Annotated in this window: 17 protein-coding genes; 12 read left to right on the top strand and 5 right to left on the bottom strand. The window is 58.9% G+C overall.

The genetic code is table 11. The features are described from left to right. Positions 1-4: 4 nt before the first annotated feature. Positions 5-367, bottom strand: coding sequence for an ATP-dependent Clp protease adapter ClpS (clpS, locus tag RT582_RS18320; RefSeq protein WP_003298832.1), 363 nt, complete (start codon positions 365-367; stop codon positions 5-7). Positions 368-585: 218 nt separating this feature from the next. On the opposite strand from clpS, the gene cspD reads away from it, so the two are divergent. After that, complete coding sequence (cspD, locus tag RT582_RS18315) at positions 586-849, top strand: cold shock domain-containing protein CspD (protein WP_003298830.1); 264 nt, start codon at positions 586-588, stop codon at positions 847-849. Between the two features lie 58 nt (positions 850-907). On the opposite strand, the gene icd is transcribed toward cspD, so the two are convergent. Further along, on the bottom strand, positions 908-2,164 hold the full coding sequence (icd, locus tag RT582_RS18310; protein WP_221104486.1) for an NADP-dependent isocitrate dehydrogenase: 1,257 nt from the start codon (positions 2,162-2,164) through the stop codon (positions 908-910). Between the two features lie 362 nt (positions 2,165-2,526). Between icd and RT582_RS18305 the strand changes: the two genes are divergently transcribed. The 11 genes from RT582_RS18305 (at position 2,527) to RT582_RS18255 (ending at position 15,959) form a co-directional block, all read left to right on the top strand. Continuing rightward, positions 2,527-4,755: an NADP-dependent isocitrate dehydrogenase gene (locus RT582_RS18305; protein WP_313241437.1), complete on the top strand. Its 2,229-nt coding sequence runs from the start codon at positions 2,527-2,529 to the stop codon at positions 4,753-4,755. A 104-nt stretch (positions 4,756-4,859) separates the two neighbouring features. Then, positions 4,860-5,300 (top strand): NUDIX hydrolase, encoded by a 441-nt coding sequence (locus RT582_RS18300; RefSeq protein ID WP_023446959.1) that lies wholly within the window; start codon positions 4,860-4,862, stop codon positions 5,298-5,300. A 68-nt stretch (positions 5,301-5,368) separates the two neighbouring features. Beyond that, a complete protein-coding gene (gene mnmA, locus RT582_RS18295) occupies positions 5,369-6,496 on the top strand; it encodes a tRNA 2-thiouridine(34) synthase MnmA (RefSeq protein ID WP_313479071.1) in 1,128 nt (375 codons plus the stop codon). Further along, the gene (gene hflD, locus RT582_RS18290) at positions 6,493-7,131 is read left to right on the top strand and encodes a high frequency lysogenization protein HflD (protein ID WP_014820073.1); all 639 of its coding nucleotides are present in this window, start codon (positions 6,493-6,495) and stop codon (positions 7,129-7,131) included. The genes mnmA and hflD overlap by 4 nt, the downstream gene beginning before the upstream one ends. Positions 7,132-7,218: 87 nt before the next feature. Beyond that, complete coding sequence (purB, locus tag RT582_RS18285) at positions 7,219-8,589, top strand: adenylosuccinate lyase (protein WP_014820072.1); 1,371 nt, start codon at positions 7,219-7,221, stop codon at positions 8,587-8,589. A 76-nt stretch (positions 8,590-8,665) separates the two neighbouring features. Then, positions 8,666-9,832, top strand: coding sequence for a ribosomal protein uL16 3-hydroxylase (locus tag RT582_RS18280; RefSeq protein ID WP_313479068.1), 1,167 nt, complete (start codon positions 8,666-8,668; stop codon positions 9,830-9,832). After that, positions 9,825-10,250: a GNAT family N-acetyltransferase gene (locus RT582_RS18275; RefSeq protein ID WP_014820070.1), complete on the top strand. Its 426-nt coding sequence runs from the start codon at positions 9,825-9,827 to the stop codon at positions 10,248-10,250. Before RT582_RS18280 ends, RT582_RS18275 begins: the two co-directional genes overlap by 8 nt. 6 nt (positions 10,251-10,256) lie before the next feature. Next, positions 10,257-10,886, top strand: coding sequence for a DUF7931 domain-containing protein (locus RT582_RS18270; protein ID WP_313479065.1), 630 nt, complete (start codon positions 10,257-10,259; stop codon positions 10,884-10,886). Next, a complete protein-coding gene (locus tag RT582_RS18265) occupies positions 10,883-11,692 on the top strand; it encodes a secretin N-terminal domain-containing protein (protein ID WP_313479062.1) in 810 nt (269 codons plus the stop codon). Before RT582_RS18270 ends, RT582_RS18265 begins: the two co-directional genes overlap by 4 nt. A 482-nt stretch (positions 11,693-12,174) precedes the next feature. Beyond that, positions 12,175-13,770, top strand: a complete 1,596-nt coding sequence (locus tag RT582_RS18260) for an isocitrate lyase (protein WP_014820067.1) — start codon at positions 12,175-12,177, stop codon at positions 13,768-13,770. A gap of 194 nt (positions 13,771-13,964) precedes the next feature. Further along, complete coding sequence (locus tag RT582_RS18255; protein WP_312724101.1) at positions 13,965-15,959, top strand: PhoX family protein; 1,995 nt, start codon at positions 13,965-13,967, stop codon at positions 15,957-15,959. Between the two features lie 53 nt (positions 15,960-16,012). Here the strand turns inward: RT582_RS18255 and RT582_RS18250 are convergent, their stop codons facing one another. The 3 genes from RT582_RS18250 to queD form a co-directional block, all read right to left on the bottom strand. Then, entirely contained in the window at positions 16,013-17,068 is a 1,056-nt protein-coding gene (locus tag RT582_RS18250; RefSeq protein ID WP_313479059.1) for an AI-2E family transporter, read from the bottom strand. Positions 17,069-17,190: 122 nt separating this feature from the next. Further along, entirely contained in the window at positions 17,191-18,507 is a 1,317-nt protein-coding gene (locus RT582_RS18245) for a Na+/H+ antiporter family protein (RefSeq protein ID WP_042928853.1), read from the bottom strand. A gap of 232 nt (positions 18,508-18,739) precedes the next feature. After that, positions 18,740-19,096, bottom strand: coding sequence for a 6-carboxytetrahydropterin synthase QueD (gene queD / locus RT582_RS18240; protein ID WP_014820063.1), 357 nt, complete (start codon positions 19,094-19,096; stop codon positions 18,740-18,742). Between the last annotated feature and the right edge of the window lie 326 nt (positions 19,097-19,422).

The raw sequence follows: 19,422 nt of genomic DNA, 5'->3' as shown, positions 1-19,422 counted from the left end.
GGAGTTAACCGTCCTTCTCGATCTCACAGAGCAGCGGGTGCTGGCATTCCCTTGCATATTGATTCACTTGCATCGCTTTGGTTTCGGCTACGTCGCGCGTATAGAGCCCGCAGACGGCCTGCCCCTCGGTATGGACGGCCAGCATGATCTTGGTGGCCTGCTCCCTGCTGTGATTGAAAATGCCTTCCAGCACCTCGACGACGAAATCCATCGGTGTGTAGTCGTCATTAAACATGACAACTTTATACATCGGTGGTGCCTTTAATTCCGGCTTGGCCTCCTGGACAGCGAGACCAGACGCGTCATCTTCGTCCCGTTGAGGCCGGTCCTGATTGAATGTTAGTCGAATCTGAGCAAATGCATGCATGCGCATAACGGTTCTAGGTCGTGGCGCGGGGGCCAGATAAATATGGACAGCTTCGCAGCCAGCTGACGAGTCGCCTTGACTATCGGCAAAACGGTGATACAAACAGTATGTGCCTACAAGGGCAAACGGGTTGCGCAACATGAGGCCTCGGGCTGCATAAGCGCGGAATGAAATGGATGTTACTCCAGTAATGGACTCCTTTGCAGAGGGATAACAGCATGCTAAGCGGTAAGGTCAAGTGGTTCAACAACGCCAAAGGCTACGGGTTCATCGTAGCAGACGGCGGCGATGAGGACCTGTTCGCCCACTACTCGGCCATCCAGATGGAAGGCTATCGAACTCTGAAAGCTGGGCAAGCAGTCATGTTCAACATCCTGCAGGGTCCGAAAGGCCTTCACGCAACCGACATCAGGCCACAGCAGGCCGTGTCCGAGGCGACTACCCCTGCTGCTGCCCAAGGCGTCTCGACGGTAGATGCCTGATTTGTCCTGAAAAACAAAAAAAGGCCGATCATCTGATCGGCCTTTTTCATTCCACACCTTACATATGGCTGATCATCGCGTCGCCAAATTGCGAGCATGACATCAACTGGGCGCCCTCCATGAGACGCTCAAAGTCGTAGGTGACGGTCTTGGCGGCGATAGCGCTCTCGGTCGACTTGATGATCAGGTCTGCCGCTTCCACCCAACCCATATGGCGCAGCATCATCTCAGCCGAGAGAATCAGCGAGCCCGGATTGACCTTGTCCTGACCGGCGTACTTCGGCGCGGTACCGTGCGTAGCTTCGAACATGGCGACCGTGTCAGAAAGGTTTGCCCCGGGGGCAATACCGATACCGCCGACCTCAGCGGCAAGCGCGTCGGACAGGTAGTCACCGTTCAGGTTGAGTGTTGCGATGACGTCGTACTCGGCCGGGCGCAGCAGGATCTGCTGAAGCATGGCATCGGCAATGGCGTCCTTGACTACTATGTTCTTGCCGGTGGTAGGGTTCTTGAACTGCATCCAGGGCCCGCCATCCAGCAGCTCGGCGCCAAACTCGTCGCGGGCCACTTCATAGCCCCACTCCTTGAAGGCACCCTCGGTGAACTTCATGATGTTGCCCTTGTGGACAATGGTGACGGAGCTGCGGTCATTGTCGACGGCGTACTGCAACGCCTTGCGAACGAGACGCTTCGTACCTTCCAGTGAAACCGGCTTGACCCCAATTCCGCAGTTTTCGGTAAAACGGATCTTCTTGACGCCCATTTCCTCGGTAAGGAACTTGATGACCTTCTCCGCTTCCGGGGAGCCTGCCTTCCACTCGACACCGGCGTAGATGTCTTCGGAGTTCTCCCGGAAGATCACCATATCCACGTCGCCCGGCTTCTTGACCGGGCTCGGCACACCGGTGAACCAGCGAACCGGACGCTGGCAGACGTAGAGATCCAGCTCCTGGCGCAGCGCAACGTTCAAGGAGCGGATGCCACCGCCGACCGGAGTGGTCAGGGGGCCTTTGATCGACACGACGTAATCGCGGACAGCTTCGAGGGTTTCCTTCGGCAGCCAGGTGTCCTGATCGTAGACCTGCGTAGCCTTCTCGCCCGCGTAGATCTCCATCCAGGCAATCTTGCGCTTGCCGCCATAGGCCTTCTGAACAGCGGCATCCACGACCTTGATCATCACCGGGCTGATGTCGACGCCGATACCGTCCCCTTCTATATAAGGGATGATCGGGTTGTCGGGGACGTTCAGGGTGTTATCGGCATTAACGGTAATTTTGTCACCGCTGGATGGCACCTGGATCTTTTGGTATCCCATGCTGGACTCCGTCTTCGTGGTTAGACATCGATCATCTTTGAGGGTAACCCACTCGAATTGCCTGAAACTACATGTTCGTTCGTCGTATGCGCAATGCCGTTCTGCCCGAGGCTGGCTCGATGGTATACTGCCGCGATGACTCACAAGTCATAAGGGACGAACCTGTCTTGTACAAGTCCCGCCCCTTGAAACCTCAGAGTCGCTACCGCGGCTCGGCGGTTCAAATGCTCGACACTCTATTGGTGCATCCATCATCACCGCGGCGAATCCCCCTTCTGGTTTCATCTAGACGGAGAGCCAGAGCGCCTACCCGGCGCACTCGGGATTCTGTGCACGCCCTGCAAGAAGAGAGTTATCGCTAAATGTCCACCCCTTCGAAGATCATCTATACCTTCACCGACGAAGCCCCTGCGCTGGCTACCTATTCGCTTCTTCCTATTGTAGAAGCCTTCGCCGCCTCCGCTGACATAGCCGTCGAAACACGCGACATCTCTCTTGCAGGGCGCATTCTTGCGAGCTTTGCCGACCAGCTCGACGCTGACAAGAAAGTCGACGACGACCTGGCCAAGCTTGCCGAGCTGACCGTTCAGCCCGATGCCAACATCATCAAACTGCCCAACATCAGCGCTTCCGTGCCGCAGCTCAAGGCCGCCATCGCCGAACTGCAGGCCCTGGGCTACAACATTCCCAACTTCCCGGAAGACCCGCAGACCGATGCGGAGAAAGATACCCGCGCCCGCTATGGCAAGGTACTCGGCAGCGCCGTGAACCCCGTGCTGCGCGAAGGCAACTCCGACCGCCGCGCTCCGGCCGCCGTGAAAGCCTACGCTCGCAAGCACCCGCACTCGATGGGCAAGTGGAGCAAGGCTTCGCAGTCCCATGCCGACTACATGCGTGGTGGCGACTTCTTCTCCAGCGAGCAGTCGATCACCATGGACAAAGCTGGTGATGTACGCATTGAGTTCGTCGGCAAGGACGGCAAGGTCGAGGTCAAGAAGCAGCTGTCTCTGCAGGAAGGCGAAGTGCTCGACGGCATGTTCATGAGCTGCAACAAGCTGCGCGCCTTCTTCGAAGACACCCTGCAGGACTGCAAGGAAACCGGCGTGATGTGGTCCCTGCACGTCAAGGCCACCATGATGAAGATCTCGCACCCGATCGTCTTCGGTCATGCGGTCAGCGTTTACTACAAGGATGTGTTCGACAAGTACGGCGAGCTGTTCAAGGAACTGGGCGTCAACCCGAACAACGGTATCAGCAGCGTCTACGACAAGATCAAGTCGCTGCCGGTCTCGCAGCAGGAAGAAATCCTGCATGACATCCATGAGGTTTACAGCCACCGCCCTGAAATGGCGATGGTCGACTCGGTCAAGGGCATCACCAACCTGCACATCCCGAGCGACGTAATTGTCGACGCCTCGATGCCGGCGATGATCCGTAACTCCGGTCAGATGTGGGGCAAGGACGGCAAGCAGAAGGACACCAAAGCGGTAATGCCGGAGAGCACCTATGCCCGCATTTACCAGGAGATGATCAACTTCTGCAAGACCAACGGCGCCTTCGACCCGGTAACCATGGGTAGCGTCCCGAACGTCGGCCTGATGGCACAGAAAGCCGAGGAATACGGTTCGCACGACAAGACCTTCGAGATGCAGGCCGACGGCACCATGCGCGTCGTTCTGGTTGACGGCACCGTGCTGATGCAGCACGAAGTCGAGAAAGGTGACATCTGGCGTGCTTGCCAGACCAAGGACGCTCCGATCCGCGACTGGGTCAAGCTGGCCGTGACCCGTGCTCGCCAGTCGAACACCCCGGCGATCTTCTGGCTTGACCCGGAGCGCGCCCATGATCGTCAGTTGCAGAACAAGGTCGAAACCTACCTCAAGGATCACGACCTGAGCGGTCTGGACATCCGCATCATGGATTACAACGAAGCCATCCGCGTCAGCATGGAGCGCATGATTCGTGGCCAGGACACCATTTCGGTGACCGGCAACGTTCTGCGCGATTACCTGACCGACCTGTTCCCAATCATGGAACTGGGCACTTCGGCCAAGATGCTCTCAATCGTTCCGCTGATGGCGGGCGGCGGCATGTACGAAACCGGCGCCGGCGGCTCCGCACCAAAGCACGTGCAGCAGCTTGTGGAAGAGAACTACCTGCGCTGGGATTCCCTGGGTGAGTTCCTTGCTCTGGCTGTGTCCCTGGAAGAAACCGGCATCAAGACCGACAACATCAAGGCCAAGATCCTCGGCAAGACCCTTGACCAGGCCACCGGCAAACTGTTGGACAACAACAAGTCACCGGCGCGTAAGGTTGGTCAGCTGGACAACCGCGGCAGCCACTTCTACCTGGCTCTGTACTGGGCGCAAGCTCTGGCCGCGCAGGACGAAGACACCGAACTGAAGGCCCACTTCACCCCGCTGGCCAAGCAGTTGACCGAGCAGGAAGCGACCATCGTCGCCGAACTGGCCGAAGTGCAAGGCAAGCCGGTGGATATCGGTGGCTACTATCGCTCCAACCCGGAACTGACCAGCAAGGTGATGCGCCCCAGCGCAACCTTCAACGCAGCCCTGGCCGCGCTGAACGCCTGAATCGACGCTTGAGTGTTATCACGAACCCCGGCCTGGTGCCGGGGTTCGTGCTTTCTGAACGGAGGTGGCTGTTATCATCCCGTCCTTTACACAAGGCAGCTCTTATGGACTGGCAACCGCATATCACCGTCGCGACCGTTATCGAAGACCAGGGACGCTTTCTGTTGGTAGAAGAGCTCAAGGCGGGCCGACTCGTACTCAATCAGCCTGCTGGGCATCTCGAAGCCAATGAGAATCTGCGCCAGGCGGCTGTACGGGAAACCCTCGAAGAAACCGGCTGGGAGGTCGAGCTCATTGGCGTTGTGGGAATTTATCTGTACACCGCGCCCAGCAATGGCGTGACCTATCAGCGCGTATGCTTCGCCGCCAGAGCCCTGCAGCATGATCCGCAGCGTCAGCTCGACGAGGGCATTGTCGCGGCTCGGTGGCTGAGCCGCGACGAGCTGGAGGCGCAACCTGAACGCTGGCGCAGCGAACTGGTGCCCCGCTGCATCGATGATTATCTGACCGGGCCGCTGCATTCGCTTGACGTGATTCGCAACTGAACGCGGCTTCGTCATGCCTGCTGCAGCCTGATAGAATTCGCCCCTTTGCAGAGCCTCAGCGTGTTCCTATGTCTGTAACCACCCTCACCGCCTTGGAAAAAACACGTGTCATCGTCGGCATGTCCGGCGGAGTGGACTCTTCCGTTTCCGCCCTCCTGCTGCTCGAGCAGGGCTATCAGGTCGAAGGCCTGTTCATGAAGAACTGGGAAGAGGACGACGGCACGGAATACTGCACCGCCAAGGAAGACTTGGCCGACGCCCAAGCGGTGTGCGATCGAATCGGTATCAAGCTGCATACGGCGAACTTTGCAGCCGAATACTGGGACAACGTCTTCGAACACTTCCTTGCCGAATACAAGGCGGGACGCACGCCGAACCCGGACATCCTTTGCAACCGGGAGATCAAGTTCAAAGCCTTTCTCGACTACGCATTGATGCTGGGGGCGGACCTCATCGCGACCGGCCATTACGTGCGTCGTCGCGACGTGAATGATCGTAGCGAGCTGCTCAAAGGGCTGGACCCGAACAAGGATCAGAGCTACTTCCTGCATGCGGTCGGCGGTGAACAGCTGAGCAAGACGCTGTTTCCTGTCGGCGAGCTGGAAAAGCCCGAAGTGCGGGCGATCGCCGAAAAGTACGGGCTTGCCACGGCGAAGAAAAAGGATTCCACCGGCATCTGCTTCATCGGCGAAAGGCGCTTCAGCGACTTTCTCAAGCAATACCTTCCGGCCCAGCCCGGCAATATCGAAACCATCGATGGTGAAGTGATCGGCCGTCATCACGGCTTGATGTATCACACCATCGGTCAACGCCAGGGCTTGGGCATCGGTGGCCTCAAGGCTGCTTCCGACGAGCCCTGGTACGTGCTGAGCAAGGACCTGCAGCGCAACGTGCTGGTGGTCGGCCAGGGCAACGATCATCCGTGGTTGTTCTCGCGCGCGTTGCTGGCATCGGAAATCTACTGGGTGAACCCCATCGACCTCAGCGCTCCGCTCCAGCTGACCGCCAAGGTCCGCTATCGCCAAAGCGATCAGGCCTGCACGCTGGAAAAGACGGCAGACGGCTATCGTGCCGTCTTCGAAGCGCCACAACGGGCGGTGACACCGGGCCAGTCGGTCGTGTTCTACGACGGCGAAGTCTGCCTTGGCGGCGGCGTGATCGAGCAGGCCGAACCCTGGTTTGAGGGTCGAGCATGAATACGCTCGACGAACAACTAATTGCACTCGGCGCAGTGTTCGAAGCCGCAACGTTAGTGGACCGCATCGCTCGCACCGGCCAGGTTCCGAACGCCTCGCTCGGCTGCATGCTGGGCAGCCTGCTGGCCCGCAACCCGGAAACCACACTGGAAATCTACGGCGGTGATGACCTCAATCTGCGTGACGGCTATCGAGCGCTCGTAGGCGCCCTGGAGCGCGACAGCAGCGCACTGCAGCGAGAACCACTGCGCTACGCACTGGCAATGATCGGTCTGGAGCGCCAGCTGGACAAGCGCGACGACATGCTTCAGGTCATTGGCAGCCGTCTGGATCAGATTCAACAGCAGGTCGAGCACTTCGGCATCACCCACGAAAATGTCGTGGCCTCGTTCGGCGGTTTGTACCAGGACACCCTGAGCACATTTCGCCAGCGCATTCAGGTTCAAGGCGACATGCGGCACCTGCAGCAGACGGACAATGCAGCCAAGATTCGCGCCCTGCTGCTCTCCGGAATTCGCTCGGCACGTCTGTGGCGCCAGCTCGGCGGGCACCGTTGGCAAATGATCTTCAGCCGCCGCAAGCTGCTCGATGCGCTCTATCCACGGCTGCGCTCGACCCAGGATGACGACCGCTAACGGTGGCGAATGTACCGGGCCCACCCGGTCCATTCGTGTATAATCTGCGCCCTCTTTTCGTTGCCTGACTGTCCGAGAATGCCCTCTATGCAGCTTTCCTCGCTCACGGCGGTTTCCCCCGTCGACGGCCGCTACGCCGGCAAAACCAGCGCCCTGCGCCCGATCTTCAGCGAATTCGGCCTGATTCGTTGCCGCGTCCAGGTCGAAGTCCGCTGGCTCCAGCGCCTGGCAGCCCACCCAGGCATTCCGGAAGTCCCCCCCTTCTCCGCCGAAGCCAACTCGGTGCTGAACCAGCTGGCCGAGAACTTCCAGCTGGAGCACGCCGAGCGCGTGAAGGAATTCGAGCGAACCACCAACCACGACGTAAAAGCCGTTGAGTACCTGCTCAAGGAGCAGGCCAAGCAGCTGCCGGAACTGGCCAAGGTCAACGAATTCATCCACTTCGCCTGCACCAGCGAAGATATCAACAACCTCTCCCACGCGCTTATGCTGCGTGAAGGCCGCGACAGCGTTCTGCTGCCGCTGATGCGCCAACTTGCCGAATCGATTCGCAGCCTGGCCGTGCAATTCGCTGACGTACCGATGCTCTCGCGTACGCATGGCCAGCCGGCGTCGCCGACGACGCTCGGCAAGGAGCTGGCGAACGTGGTGTACCGGCTGGAGCGCCAGATCGCCCAGGTCGCCGCCGTTCCGCTGCTGGGCAAGATCAACGGCGCAGTGGGCAACTACAACGCCCACCTGAGCGCCTATCCTGAGATCGACTGGGAAGCCAACGCCCGCGAGTTCATCGAAGGCGACCTCGGCCTGACATGGAACCCCTACACCACGCAGATCGAGCCGCACGACTACATTGCCGAACTGTTCGATGCCATCGCCCGGTTCAACACCATCCTCATCGATTTCGACCGCGACGTCTGGGGCTACATCTCGCTCGGTTACTTCAAGCAGAAGACCGTTGCTGGCGAGATCGGCTCGTCGACCATGCCGCACAAGGTCAATCCGATCGACTTCGAGAACTCCGAAGGCAACCTGGGTATCGCCAATGCACTGTTCCAGCACCTGGCCAGCAAGCTCCCGATCTCCCGCTGGCAGCGTGACCTGACCGACTCCACCGTGCTGCGCAATCTTGGCGTCGGCTTTGCCCACAGCGTCATAGCCTACGAAGCGAGCCTCAAGGGTATCGGCAAGCTGGAGCTCAACATCGCCCGCATCGCCGAAGACCTCGACGCCTGCTGGGAAGTGCTGGCCGAACCGGTACAGACGGTCATGCGCCGCTACGCCGTGGAAAACGCCTACGAAAAACTGAAGGACCTGACCCGCGGCAAAGGCATTACGCCCGAAGCCCTGCAGTCTTTCATCGACGGTCTGGATATTCCTGCCGAAGCAAAGGCCGAACTACGCAAATTGACGCCGGCCAACTACATCGGCAACGCCGTTGCCCAGGCCAAGCGCATCTGAGTACGACCATGTATGCACGCCCGGCTGTGCCGGGCGTTTTTATTTTCAGCTCTGTATATAGAGCAAGGTGTTACGCATGACTTCTGATATTCCACTTCAAATTCTGGGCGGCATCAGCGCCCGGGAATTTCTGCGCGACTACTGGCAGAAGAGACCGCTGCTCATTCGCCAGGCCATCCCAGACTTTCAGAGCCCCATCTCGCCGGACGAACTGGCTGGCCTTTCGCTGGAAGAAGAAGTCGAATCCCGCCTGATCATCGAGCACGGAGAAAGCCCCTGGGAGTTGCGTCGCGGTCCCTTTGCCGAAGACACCTACCAGCAGCTGCCCGAGCGTGACTGGACCCTGCTGGTCCAGGCCGTCGACCAGCTGGTACCGGAAGTCGCCGATCTGATCGAGCACTTCCGCTTCCTTCCCAACTGGCGCATCGACGACGTGATGATCAGCTATGCCGCACCGGGCGGCGGTGTCGGCCCGCATTTCGACAACTACGACGTATTCCTGCTGCAGGCGCATGGTCAGCGCCGCTGGCGCATCGGGCAAATGTGCGACAGCGAAAGCCCGATGCTGACCCACGGCGATCTACGCATCCTGGCCGAATTCGAAGGCACCGATGAATGGGTGCTGGAACCCGGTGACATGCTTTACCTTCCGCCTCGCCTGGCCCACTTCGGCATCGCAGAGGATGCCTGCATGACCTATTCGGTCGGTTTCCGTGCCCCTAGCGCTGCCGAGGTACTGACCCATTTCACCGACTTCCTGGCGCAGTTCCTGCCGGACGAGGATCGTTACAGCGACGCCGATCTGCAACCGAGCGACGACCCCTACCAGATCCAGAGCGACGCACTGGACCGATTGAAAGCGCTGCTTGCCGAGCACATGAGCGACGAGCGTTTGTTGCTCACCTGGTTCGGCCAGTTCATGACCGAGCCGCGCTATCCGGAGCGGGTGGAGGGGCCTGAGCTGGATGAGATCGATCTGCGCTCGGCAATCGAAGATGGCGCCCTGCTGGTCCGCAACCCGGCGGCACGCCTGGCCTGGAGCGAAGTCGACATCGGCCTGCTACTGTTCGCCAGTGGCCAGAGTCGCCTGCTTCCCTCTAAGCTGCGCGAACTGTTGAAACTGATCTGCTCGGCTGATGCGTTGCACGCCGATAATATCGGCGACTGGCTGAGCGACGACGATGGCCGGGGGCTTTTGTGCGAACTGGTCAAACAAGGAAGTCTGGAGTTTGCTGATGAATAGCGTTCAGGTACGGATCGCCGACTGGCAGCAGGACAACGCCGAACTGCGGCGCATTCGGGAGGCCGTATTCATTGCCGAGCAGGCCGTTCCGCCCGAGCAGGAGTGGGATGCCGACGATAACGAAGCCGTGCATTTTCTCGCCCTCGAGGGCGACTATCCGATCGGTACCGCACGGTTGCTGGCCGACGGGCAGATTGGCCGGGTAGCAGTCCTGCGCGACTGGCGCGGCATGAACGTGGGCGATGCGCTGATGCGCGCCGTCCTTGCGGAGGCGGAGCGCCGGGGCCTGACGGAGCAGACACTGACTGCGCAGGTTCACGCCACCGCCTTCTATGAGCGACTTGGTTTTGAAGTGGTCAGCGACGAGTTTCTCGAAGCTGGAATCCCCCACGTCGACATGCTCCGCCGGAGCCACTGAGGCCGTATGAGCGACAGCGCCCCTGACGAAAGTTGCGATCAGGCCGAACTCCCGGCCATAGACTTTCACTCTCCGGGGCGTTTTGCCGTTCACAACCCCCAAGCCGACCTTCCCGAGCCTCTCGCTTGGAGAGCGGCCACCTTTGAGCTTGGACAGGACACCGAACTGCAACGCTTCAGCGAACCCAACGAGGTTCGCCAGCATGCTTTGGCCATGCTGCAGCAGGCGACTCGCTCGCTGTGCATCTACAGCACGGATCTGGAACCCTGGCTTTATCATCACAGCAGCGTTCAGCAGGCTTGCACTCGCCTACTGCTGGCCCACCCGCGCAACCGCCTGCGTATCTTGATCGGCGACCCGACACGAGCGATCAAAGAAGGCCACCGTCTTCTGCAGCTTGCTCGGCGATTGACCAGCAATGTACACATCCGCAAGCTGAACCCCGATTATCCCGAGCAGAGCGGCGCCTATCTGATCGCCGATGATTGTGGTCTGCTGCAACGCCCCAAGACTGACCAATACGCTGGCTATGCCCTGTACCACGACCTCGCCCGGGTGCGCATACGCCAAGCGGAATTCGACAAGGCCTGGGAACATGGATTAGCGGATGCAAACCTGCGGAGTTTTCTGCTATGAGCCCTCGAATCTTTCTGCTGTCCGTTGCTGTCAGCATCTGTCTTCCGTTACAAGCGGCGACCGAAGTCATTCAGCTCGACAACCGCATGGCCGAAGACGTTATTCCCGTAGCGGAGTCGGTGCTCGGTGGCCAGGGACGGGTCACAGCCTACGGCAGCCAGCTGATCGTCAATGCACCGGACGCGCTCATCAGCGAACTGCGGCAGGTGATCGATAAGCTGGACGTCGAGCCCAAACGTCTGCTCATCAGTGTCGATACTCAGGACTCAGCCAGCAGCTCCGCAGGCGGTTATCAGGTGGACGGTTCGGTACGCTCCGGAGACGTGGAGTTTGAAACCGGACGCGGAGAGATTGGCGGGCGTGATCGGGTGCGAATCATCCGCCGCAGCACGAACAGCAGGGATGGCGGCGTTCAGCAGGTTCAGGCCAGCGAGGGTTATCCAGCGCTGATTCAGGTGGGCCAGAGTGTGCCGCTGACCACCCAGGGCACAGATGGCTACGGCCAGGTCTACCAGCAGACGCAATATCGCGACGTTCTCCGCGGCTTCTACGCCACCGCCACAGTGCACGGCGACCGGGTGCAAGTCACCATAAGCAGTACCCGAGACCGGCTTGCGCAAGGCCGTGGTGGCGTGGTGGAGGTTCAGAACGCGGACACTCGGGTAAGCGGTCGTATCGGTGAATGGATCACCATCGGCGGCGTCGATGAAAGCGCGAGCTCCGAGCAGCAAGGCACGTTACGTCGCTATTCCTCCCAGGGCGGCCAGAACCTGTCGATGCGCCTCAAGGTCGATGTTCTGGACTGAACATCAGTAGGTCCCTGACAGCCACGCCACGATGTAGTGCCCCAAAAAAAACACTACAAAACGATTGACGATGCAATTTCAGCGGAGCATTATTGCCCCGCTCCCGCTAACCAGGGGCCCTGGCAAGGGTCTCCGGGGCGTGCTCAAGCCAACCAGCCGAGCCGTTCCGTGACTGTACTGCCCACAAGGCGGACTGACGAGGTTGCGACTGGAACGAGTCGTCCTGAGGGACGGGGTAGCGATTGACGTATCAGCCAGACTGAAAGCTTCTCGTTGTTGTAGCGCACACGGCAGCCACGCCGGCTGTGGGCGCAGCAACCGGAACCAGCCCGGCGGTCGTATCCCCCCTTCTCTTGGTTCAATCCTCGTCCCGGTCGATATTTCGACGCTCTGCCGCGTGTTGCCCGCAATGATCAGCGATAGCACGTAGGTTCGGTGGGAAAAGTCGGTGCTCAACCACACTCATTTTTGAAGGATTGAACATGTCCGCATATCAAGACGACATCAAGGCAGTTGCCGCCCTGAAAGAGCAATACGGCAGCAGCTGGGCCGCCATCAACCCTGAGTCCGTCGCTCGCATGCGCGCCCAGAACCGCTTCAAGACCGGTCTGGAAATTGCTCAGTACACCGCCGACATCATGCGCAAGGACATGGCCGAGTACGACGCCGACTCGTCCGTCTACACGCAGTCCCTCGGTTGCTGGCATGGCTTCATCGGTCAGCAGAAGCTGATCTCCATCAAGAAGCACCTGAAGACCACCAACAAGCGTTACCTCTACCTGTCCGGCTGGATGGTTGCTGCTCTGCGCTCCGAGTTCGGCCCGCTGCCGGACCAGTCCATGCACGAGAAGACTGCCGTTTCCGACCTGATCGAAGAGCTGTACACCTTCCTGCGTCAGGCTGACAGCCGCGAGCTGGACCTGCTGTTCACCGCTCTGGACGCCGCTCGCGAAGCTGGCGACAGCGCCAAGGCTGCCGAGATCCAGAACCAGATCGACAACTACGAAACCCACATCGTACCGATCATCGCAGATATCGACGCTGGCTTCGGTAACCCGGAAGCCACCTACCTGCTGGCCAAGCGCATGATCGAAGCAGGCGCTTGCTGCATCCAGATCGAGAACCAGGTTTCCGACGAGAAGCAGTGCGGCCACCAGGACGGTAAAGTGACCGTTCCCCACGCCGACTTCCTCGCCAAGATCGCAGCTGTGCGTTACGCCTTCCTCGAGCTGGGCATCGACAACGGTGTGATCGTTGCTCGTACCGACTCCCTGGGTGCCGGCCTGACCAAGCAGATCGCCGTGACCAAAGAGCCGGGCGACCTGGGCGACCTGTACAACTCCTTCCTGGATTGTGAAGAAGTCTCCGCTGCCGATCTGAACAACGGTGACGTGGTTCTGAACCGCGAAGGCAAGCTGCTGCGTCCGAAGCGTCTGCCGTCCAACCTCTTCCAGTTCCGTGCTGGCACCGGTGAAGCACGCTGCGTACTGGACTGCATCACCTCGCTGCAGAACGGTGCTGACCTGCTGTGGATCGAAACCGAGAAGCCGCACGTTGGTCAGATCGCGGCCATGGTTGACGAAATCCGCAAGACCATCCCGAACGCCAAGCTGGTCTACAACAACAGTCCGTCGTTCAACTGGACGCTGAACTTCCGTCAGCAGGTCTTCGATGCGTTCGTCGCCGAAGGCAAAGACGTTTCCGCCTACGACCGCGCCAAGCTGATGAGCGTCGAGTACGACGAAACCGAACTGGCCCAGGTTGCAGACGAGAAGATCCGCACCTTCCAGCGCGACGGTTCGGCTCACGCCGGCATCTTCCACCACCTGATCACCCTGCCGACCTACCACACCGCCGCGCTGTCCACCGACAACCTGGCCAAGGGCTACTTCGCCGACCAGGGTATGCTGGCGTACGTGAAGGGCGTTCAGCGTCAGGAACTGCGTCAGGGCATCGCCTGCGTCAAGCACCAGAACATGGCTGGTTCCGACATCGGCGACAACCACAAGGAGTACTTTGCTGGCGAAGCCGCTCTGAAGGCAAGCGGTAAAGACAACACCATGAACCAGTTCCACTAAGAATCGGTTCGCGGCCCTCACCGGCCGCAGGTGTTAACAAAAGGCCTCGGCATCTGCCGAGGCTTTTTTTTTGCGAGCAAGCAGACTGCATAGACGAGGCGACATTTCGTCGGCACGACCCCTACCTGTCATTCTGTTGTCGCATATCGAATTTAGCGTCATGGCTCCGACAAAAATCGTAATGGAGCTGCGCCGTGACTACTGAGAACAACGACATTTTGTTTGGCAACGGGGACGAGTTGCCCAGTAACCACTCGACGAACCCACACATTCAGGATGTGATCTCTGCTGGCCGTCGAAAGGTAGTGGTTGGCGGCGCAGCCCTGGGAGCCATGGCCTTTCTAGGTGCGGCTATTCCCGGACTTGCGCGAGCGACTGAACCCTCCGCGCAAGGACTCAAGGACCTCCCCTTCCGACGCCGTACCCGTCTGCCGTTTTCGCCAGTGGCGGTAACGCGGGCCGATGCTATTACCGTTCCTGCTGGCTATTCCGCGACCACTTTCATTCCATGGGGCACCCCGATTACCGGTAGCTACCCGACCTGGATGGAAGACGCGAGCAATAGCGCCGAAGACCAGGCTCAACAAGTCGGCATGCATCACGACGGAATGCATTTCTTCCCGATGAACGCAAAACTCGGCGGGCGCCAGAGCGATCACGGCTTGCTGGTCCTAAATCACGAATACATTCAAGCGCCTCTGCTCCACCCCAACGGCCCGACGGTGGTCGATGGTAAGCGTGTCGATGTCGACGAGGTCCGCAAGGAAATCAACGCCCACGGCGTTTCGGTAGTAGAAATCCGCCGCGGCCCGCGTGGCGATTGGTCGGTCTTGCCGACAGCCCGTAACCGCCGCATAACGGGTGCCACGCCGATGCGCATTGAAGGCCCCGCGCGCGGCCATGCGCTGATGCGCACCCGCTACAGCCCGAGCGGCACCTCAACCCGCGGAACCCTTAACAACTGCGCCAACGGGCATACGCCCTGGGGTACCTACCTCACCTGTGAGGAAAACTGGGCAGGTTACTTCGCCACCGCCGACAGCGACCTACCTCGTGAACTTAGCCGCTATGGTGTGCGCGGTAGCGGTCGTTATGGCTGGGAGACAGTTGCCGGCGATGAGTTCGAGCGCTTCAACGCCTCGCGCATCGCGACCGATCCACAAGCGGATTATCGTAACGAGCCGAACACGTTTGGCTGGATCGTCGAGATAGATCCGTTCGATCCGAACTCAACACCAGTCAAGCACACGGCCCTCGGCCGTTTCGCCCACGAAGGACTGGTGTTTGCCCCCGTCAGGCCGGGCCGCCCCGTTGTCTGTTATTCCGGCGACGATTCGCAGAACGAATATATCTACAAGTACGTCAGCCGCGACCGCTATCGGCCGCAACGAAGCGATGGGCGGCTGCTGGACGAGGGGACTCTCTATGTCGCGCGTTTCAACACCGACGGCAGTGGTGACTGGCTCGCTCTCGATCATGCCGATCCGGCCTTCCAGCGGGCCTGCGAGACCGCCGGCGTTCAATTTGCAGATCAAGGTGAAGTCCTGATCAACACCCGTCTGGCCGCCGACATCGTCGGAGCCACCAAGATGGACCGCCCAGAATGGGGGGCGGTTAACCCAGATAGCGGTGAGGTCTACTTCACCCTCACCAACAACAGCGGACGCAAGGAAACCGACGCCTCCAATCCACGTGCACCAAACGCATTTGGTCACATCATTCGCTGGCGTGAAGCGAGCCGCGACTTTGCAGGCACGCGATTCAACTGGGATATCTATTTGCTTGCCGGGCCACAGGACAACAGCCGGGGGCCGAAGGGTCGAGCGCTGGATGAAAGCAACATCATGGCCAGCCCGGATGGGTTGTGGTTCGACGACGAGGGTCGACTGTGGATTCAGACTGACATGAGCGGTAGCCAACTGCGCAGCGGGCCGTTTGGTAACAATCAGATGTTGGTTTCCGATCCCAAGACCGGTGAGACCAAACGGTTTCTCGTCGGGCCTCAGGGCGCTGAGGTAACCGGAATCACAGCTACACCGGACTTCCGGACCCTGTTCGTCAACATCCAGCACCCTGGCGAAGACTCGACCGCGACGAACTACACGAGCACGTGGCCGGACGGGCCGGGTCGCAGACCCCGCTCAGCAACCGTCATCGTCACGCGGGACGACGGAAAGCGCCTGATGTAACTGCGGAGGGGCCAAGCCGCAAGGCTGGCCCCCCATCAATCCACTGACCACACTCAAGGCTCATCTGGTGAGGTGAAAAGGCCCCAGGTCGATATGAATAGCGCCGCGACCAGCGGGCCGATCACGAAACCATTCAGTCCGAACAATGCCAGCCCCCCCAGCGTCGAGATAAGCACGACGTAGTCCGGCATCTTTGTATCCTTTCCAACCAGAATGGGCCTAAGGATGTTATCCACCAGGCCGATTACCAGCACACCATAAAGCGTGAGTATCACGCCCTGCCAGATCGCACCGGTCATCAGGAAATAGATGGCTACCGGCGTCCATATCAGGCCCGCCCCGACAGCGGGCAACAATGACAGGAATGCCATCAGCACGCCCCACAGCAGCGCCCCGGAGATCCCGAGCACGGCGAAGATGATTCCGCCGAGCGCTCCTTGGGTAACGGCGACGACAATGTTTCCTTTTACCGTCGCGCGTACGACTCGCGTGAACTTGCTGAACAGGCGCCGCTTCTGAGCATCGCTGAGCGGAATGGCCTTCCGGATACGCGCCACCAGATCACGCCCGTCGCGAATCAAGAAGAACAGCAGGTACAGCATGACAAAGAAGCTGACCAGAAACTGGAACGTCCCCTGGCCAAAACTGAACGCTTTTGTCGCGAGGAATTGACTTCCCTCGAGCGCCCCAGAGGCCAGCCGTTCACGCATGGAATCGAGGTCACCGAAACCGAAGCGCTGAAGCTGCAGCTGCAGCTGGATCGATTGAGGCAGGAGCTCGCGGAAGTTGACGACCCAGCTGCCGATGTCCAGCTCTCCACTTTCGATCTGCTTGTAGAGGATCGCCCCCTCTTGAACCAGCATCCCGGCGATCAGAATCACCGGCAGTACCGCGACCAGCAACGAAACTAGCAAGGTGATCAGAGCTGTCAGGTTGCGTCGCTGGTTAAACCGTCTGTAAAGATAGCGCTGCAAGGGGGCGAAGATGATCGCCAGTATCACCGCCCAGAAGACTGCCCCATAGAACGGCAGCAGGATCCAGCCAAAAGCCAGAGACACCACCACCAGCAGCGCAAGAAAGACCTTCTGCTCGAGCCTAGAATTGTCCATTGTTGACCCAGTCGCTGCGTTTGGTTCTGTTTAGTCAACGAGCGACGGTACGAGTGCGGGTCTGGCAGATGATTCAGTGTCAGGCCGGAGTTAGGCGTACAGCTGACACTGAATTTGATGCGTTACAGCGTCATTGCCGCCAACCAACCAAATGCCAGAAGTGGCAGGTTGTAATGTAGAAACGTCGGCACGACAGTATCCCAGATATGATTGTGCTGACCGTCCGCATTCAAGCCGGCGGTCGGACCGAGAGTGGAGTCGGATGCGGGAGAACCGCCATCGCCCAGAGCGCCGGCAGTCCCGACCAGACTGACGATCGCCAACGGACTAAAACCCAGCTCGACACCTAGGGGAACAAAAATCGCGGCAATGATCGGCACTGTGGAAAAAGAAGACCCAATTCCGATGGTTACCAGCAATCCCACCAGGAGCATCAACAGCGCGCCGACAGCCTTGCTGTCGCCGATCCATTGAGTCGAAGCGTCTACCAGCAACTTGACCTCGCCCGTTTCACGCATCACCTCGGCAAAACCAGCGGCCGCGATCATGATGAAGCCAATCATGGCCATCATCTTCATCCCGTCGGTGAACAGGTCATCCGCTTCGCGCCAGCGCACCACGCCGGAAACGGAAAAGATCACGAACCCAGCAAGCGCGCCAAGTATCATCGAGTCCAGCCAAAGCTGAATCACGAAGGCCGCTGCAACTGCGACAGCAGCCACCAGCAGCGTGAGGGGACTGTAGGTCACTGTAGTTTTTTCAAGCTGCTCGACACGCACGAGGTCGTATTCGCGGGGCTTTCGATAGCTATAAAAAGCAATCAGCAATCCCACGAGCATCCCGATTGCGGGGATCAGCATTGCCTGCGTGACTTTGATTCCAGTTACATCCACGCCACTTTTAGCAACGTTTGCCAGCAAGATCTCGTTCAAGAAAATATTGCCGAACCCGACCGGGAGAAACATATACGGGGTAATCAGACCGAACGCGAGCACACATGCAATCAAACGCCTATCGATCTTCATCTTCGACAGCACAAAAAGCAGCGGGGGAACCAGTAGGGGAATAAATGCGATATGAATAGGAAGGATATTCTGTGATGAAACAGCAACGGCAAGCAGCAAGCCGATCATCATCCACTTAACCGCTCCGCCCCCTTGCGCTCCTTGCTTTCCAACCAAAGCTAGCGCCTTGTCAGCAAGGGCGTGAGCCAACCCGCTTTTTCCAATGGCAACGGCAAACGCACCCAGCAAAGCATAAGACAAGGCTACTGTTGCGCCACCGCCTAGCCCCTTGTTGAAGGCCGCCAAGCTACCCTCAATTCCCAAGCCACCAATCAAACCGCCAGCCATGGCTCCAGCGATGAGCGCGACCACCACATGCACGCGGCAAAGACTCAGGATCAGCATGATGCCAACAGCCGCAACAACTGCGTTCATTGAACTCTCCATACAAACGACAAACGTCGCGAAAAAACGCCGTACTCTGCAATAACGGAACTGGGGTGTCAAAAACAGATCTGCACGATAAGCAACTTACACGTATCTACCTGGGCAACGCGCTGGCACGAGAATGCTTTACCCAAATGCCTACTTAGCCCACCTCTGTCTGATATAGATACCAAGCATAGGAATGATCAGACCGCACTTAGTGATTCGCGCTGGGCAATGCTTAATCGCCGCAGTATTCACAACCGCTTGTACAGGTTTCATGAATACGGATGCGCGAAAGCTCAGGCAGAAGCGGTTTGAGCTCAGTCCAGATCCATTTCGCAAGATTCTCGCTTGTGGGGTTTTCTAACCCAGGAATATCGTTCAGATAATTGTGATCCAGCAGCTCATACAACGGCTTGAAGACAGACTTGATTTCACCAAAATCGCGGATCCAGCCCGTATGCGGATCCACCGTACCGCTGATATATAACGCTACCCGGAAAGAATGCCCGTGCAGTCGGCCACATTTGTGTCCCTGCGGTACATTCGGCAAACGATGTGCTGACTCAAACGTAAACTCTTTGAATATTTCCACTAGATAGACTCACAGTCTGGTCGCCAGATTGAGGGGCGATTTTACGCATTTTGACAGCGTGACACATGCATTACACCAGCTGTAGATGCTGGGCGATGAGCGAATGAATGGCTGTGGAAGTGCTGAAGCACTAACGGCACGCGGAGCCGGAAAACTGCAAAGGACTACGTGGTTGGTCGCCCCCCGGCTCTAGGCAGACGAAAACAGCACAAGATAACTGCAGTTCAGTTGCACTATCGGCAATTCCAGCACCGCCTTAGCGCCTTGTGCTTTTCTCTGCCCCAAAAGCAAACCCCCGACCAGCTTACGCGGGTCGGGGGTTTGGG

The sequence above is a fragment of the Stutzerimonas kunmingensis genome, from assembly GCF_032106285.1.
Classification (GTDB): Bacteria; Pseudomonadota; Gammaproteobacteria; order Pseudomonadales; family Pseudomonadaceae; genus Stutzerimonas; species Stutzerimonas kunmingensis_B.
Note: the sequence above shows the minus strand (reverse complement) of the source record. Positions and strands in the feature narration are given on the sequence as shown.

Bases quoted from the DNA above. Each gene is read 5' to 3' on its own strand.
- clpS (WP_003298832.1), bottom strand. From the start codon at position 367: ATGCATGCATTTGCTCAGATTCGACTAACATTCAATCAGGACCGGCCT.
- cspD (WP_003298830.1), top strand. From the start codon at position 586: ATGCTAAGCGGTAAGGTCAAGTGGTTCAACAACGCCAAAGGCTACGGG.
- icd (WP_221104486.1), bottom strand. From the start codon at position 2,164: ATGGGATACCAAAAGATCCAGGTGCCATCCAGCGGTGACAAAATTACC.
- RT582_RS18305 (WP_313241437.1), top strand. From the start codon at position 2,527: ATGTCCACCCCTTCGAAGATCATCTATACCTTCACCGACGAAGCCCCT.
- RT582_RS18300 (WP_023446959.1), top strand. From the start codon at position 4,860: ATGGACTGGCAACCGCATATCACCGTCGCGACCGTTATCGAAGACCAG.
- mnmA (WP_313479071.1), top strand. From the start codon at position 5,369: ATGTCTGTAACCACCCTCACCGCCTTGGAAAAAACACGTGTCATCGTC.
- hflD (WP_014820073.1), top strand. From the start codon at position 6,493: ATGAATACGCTCGACGAACAACTAATTGCACTCGGCGCAGTGTTCGAA.
- purB (WP_014820072.1), top strand. From the start codon at position 7,219: ATGCAGCTTTCCTCGCTCACGGCGGTTTCCCCCGTCGACGGCCGCTAC.
- RT582_RS18280 (WP_313479068.1), top strand. From the start codon at position 8,666: ATGACTTCTGATATTCCACTTCAAATTCTGGGCGGCATCAGCGCCCGG.
- RT582_RS18275 (WP_014820070.1), top strand. From the start codon at position 9,825: ATGAATAGCGTTCAGGTACGGATCGCCGACTGGCAGCAGGACAACGCC.
- RT582_RS18270 (WP_313479065.1), top strand. From the start codon at position 10,257: ATGAGCGACAGCGCCCCTGACGAAAGTTGCGATCAGGCCGAACTCCCG.
- RT582_RS18265 (WP_313479062.1), top strand. From the start codon at position 10,883: ATGAGCCCTCGAATCTTTCTGCTGTCCGTTGCTGTCAGCATCTGTCTT.
- RT582_RS18260 (WP_014820067.1), top strand. From the start codon at position 12,175: ATGTCCGCATATCAAGACGACATCAAGGCAGTTGCCGCCCTGAAAGAG.
- RT582_RS18250 (WP_313479059.1), bottom strand. From the start codon at position 17,068: ATGGACAATTCTAGGCTCGAGCAGAAGGTCTTTCTTGCGCTGCTGGTG.
- RT582_RS18245 (WP_042928853.1), bottom strand. From the start codon at position 18,507: ATGAACGCAGTTGTTGCGGCTGTTGGCATCATGCTGATCCTGAGTCTT.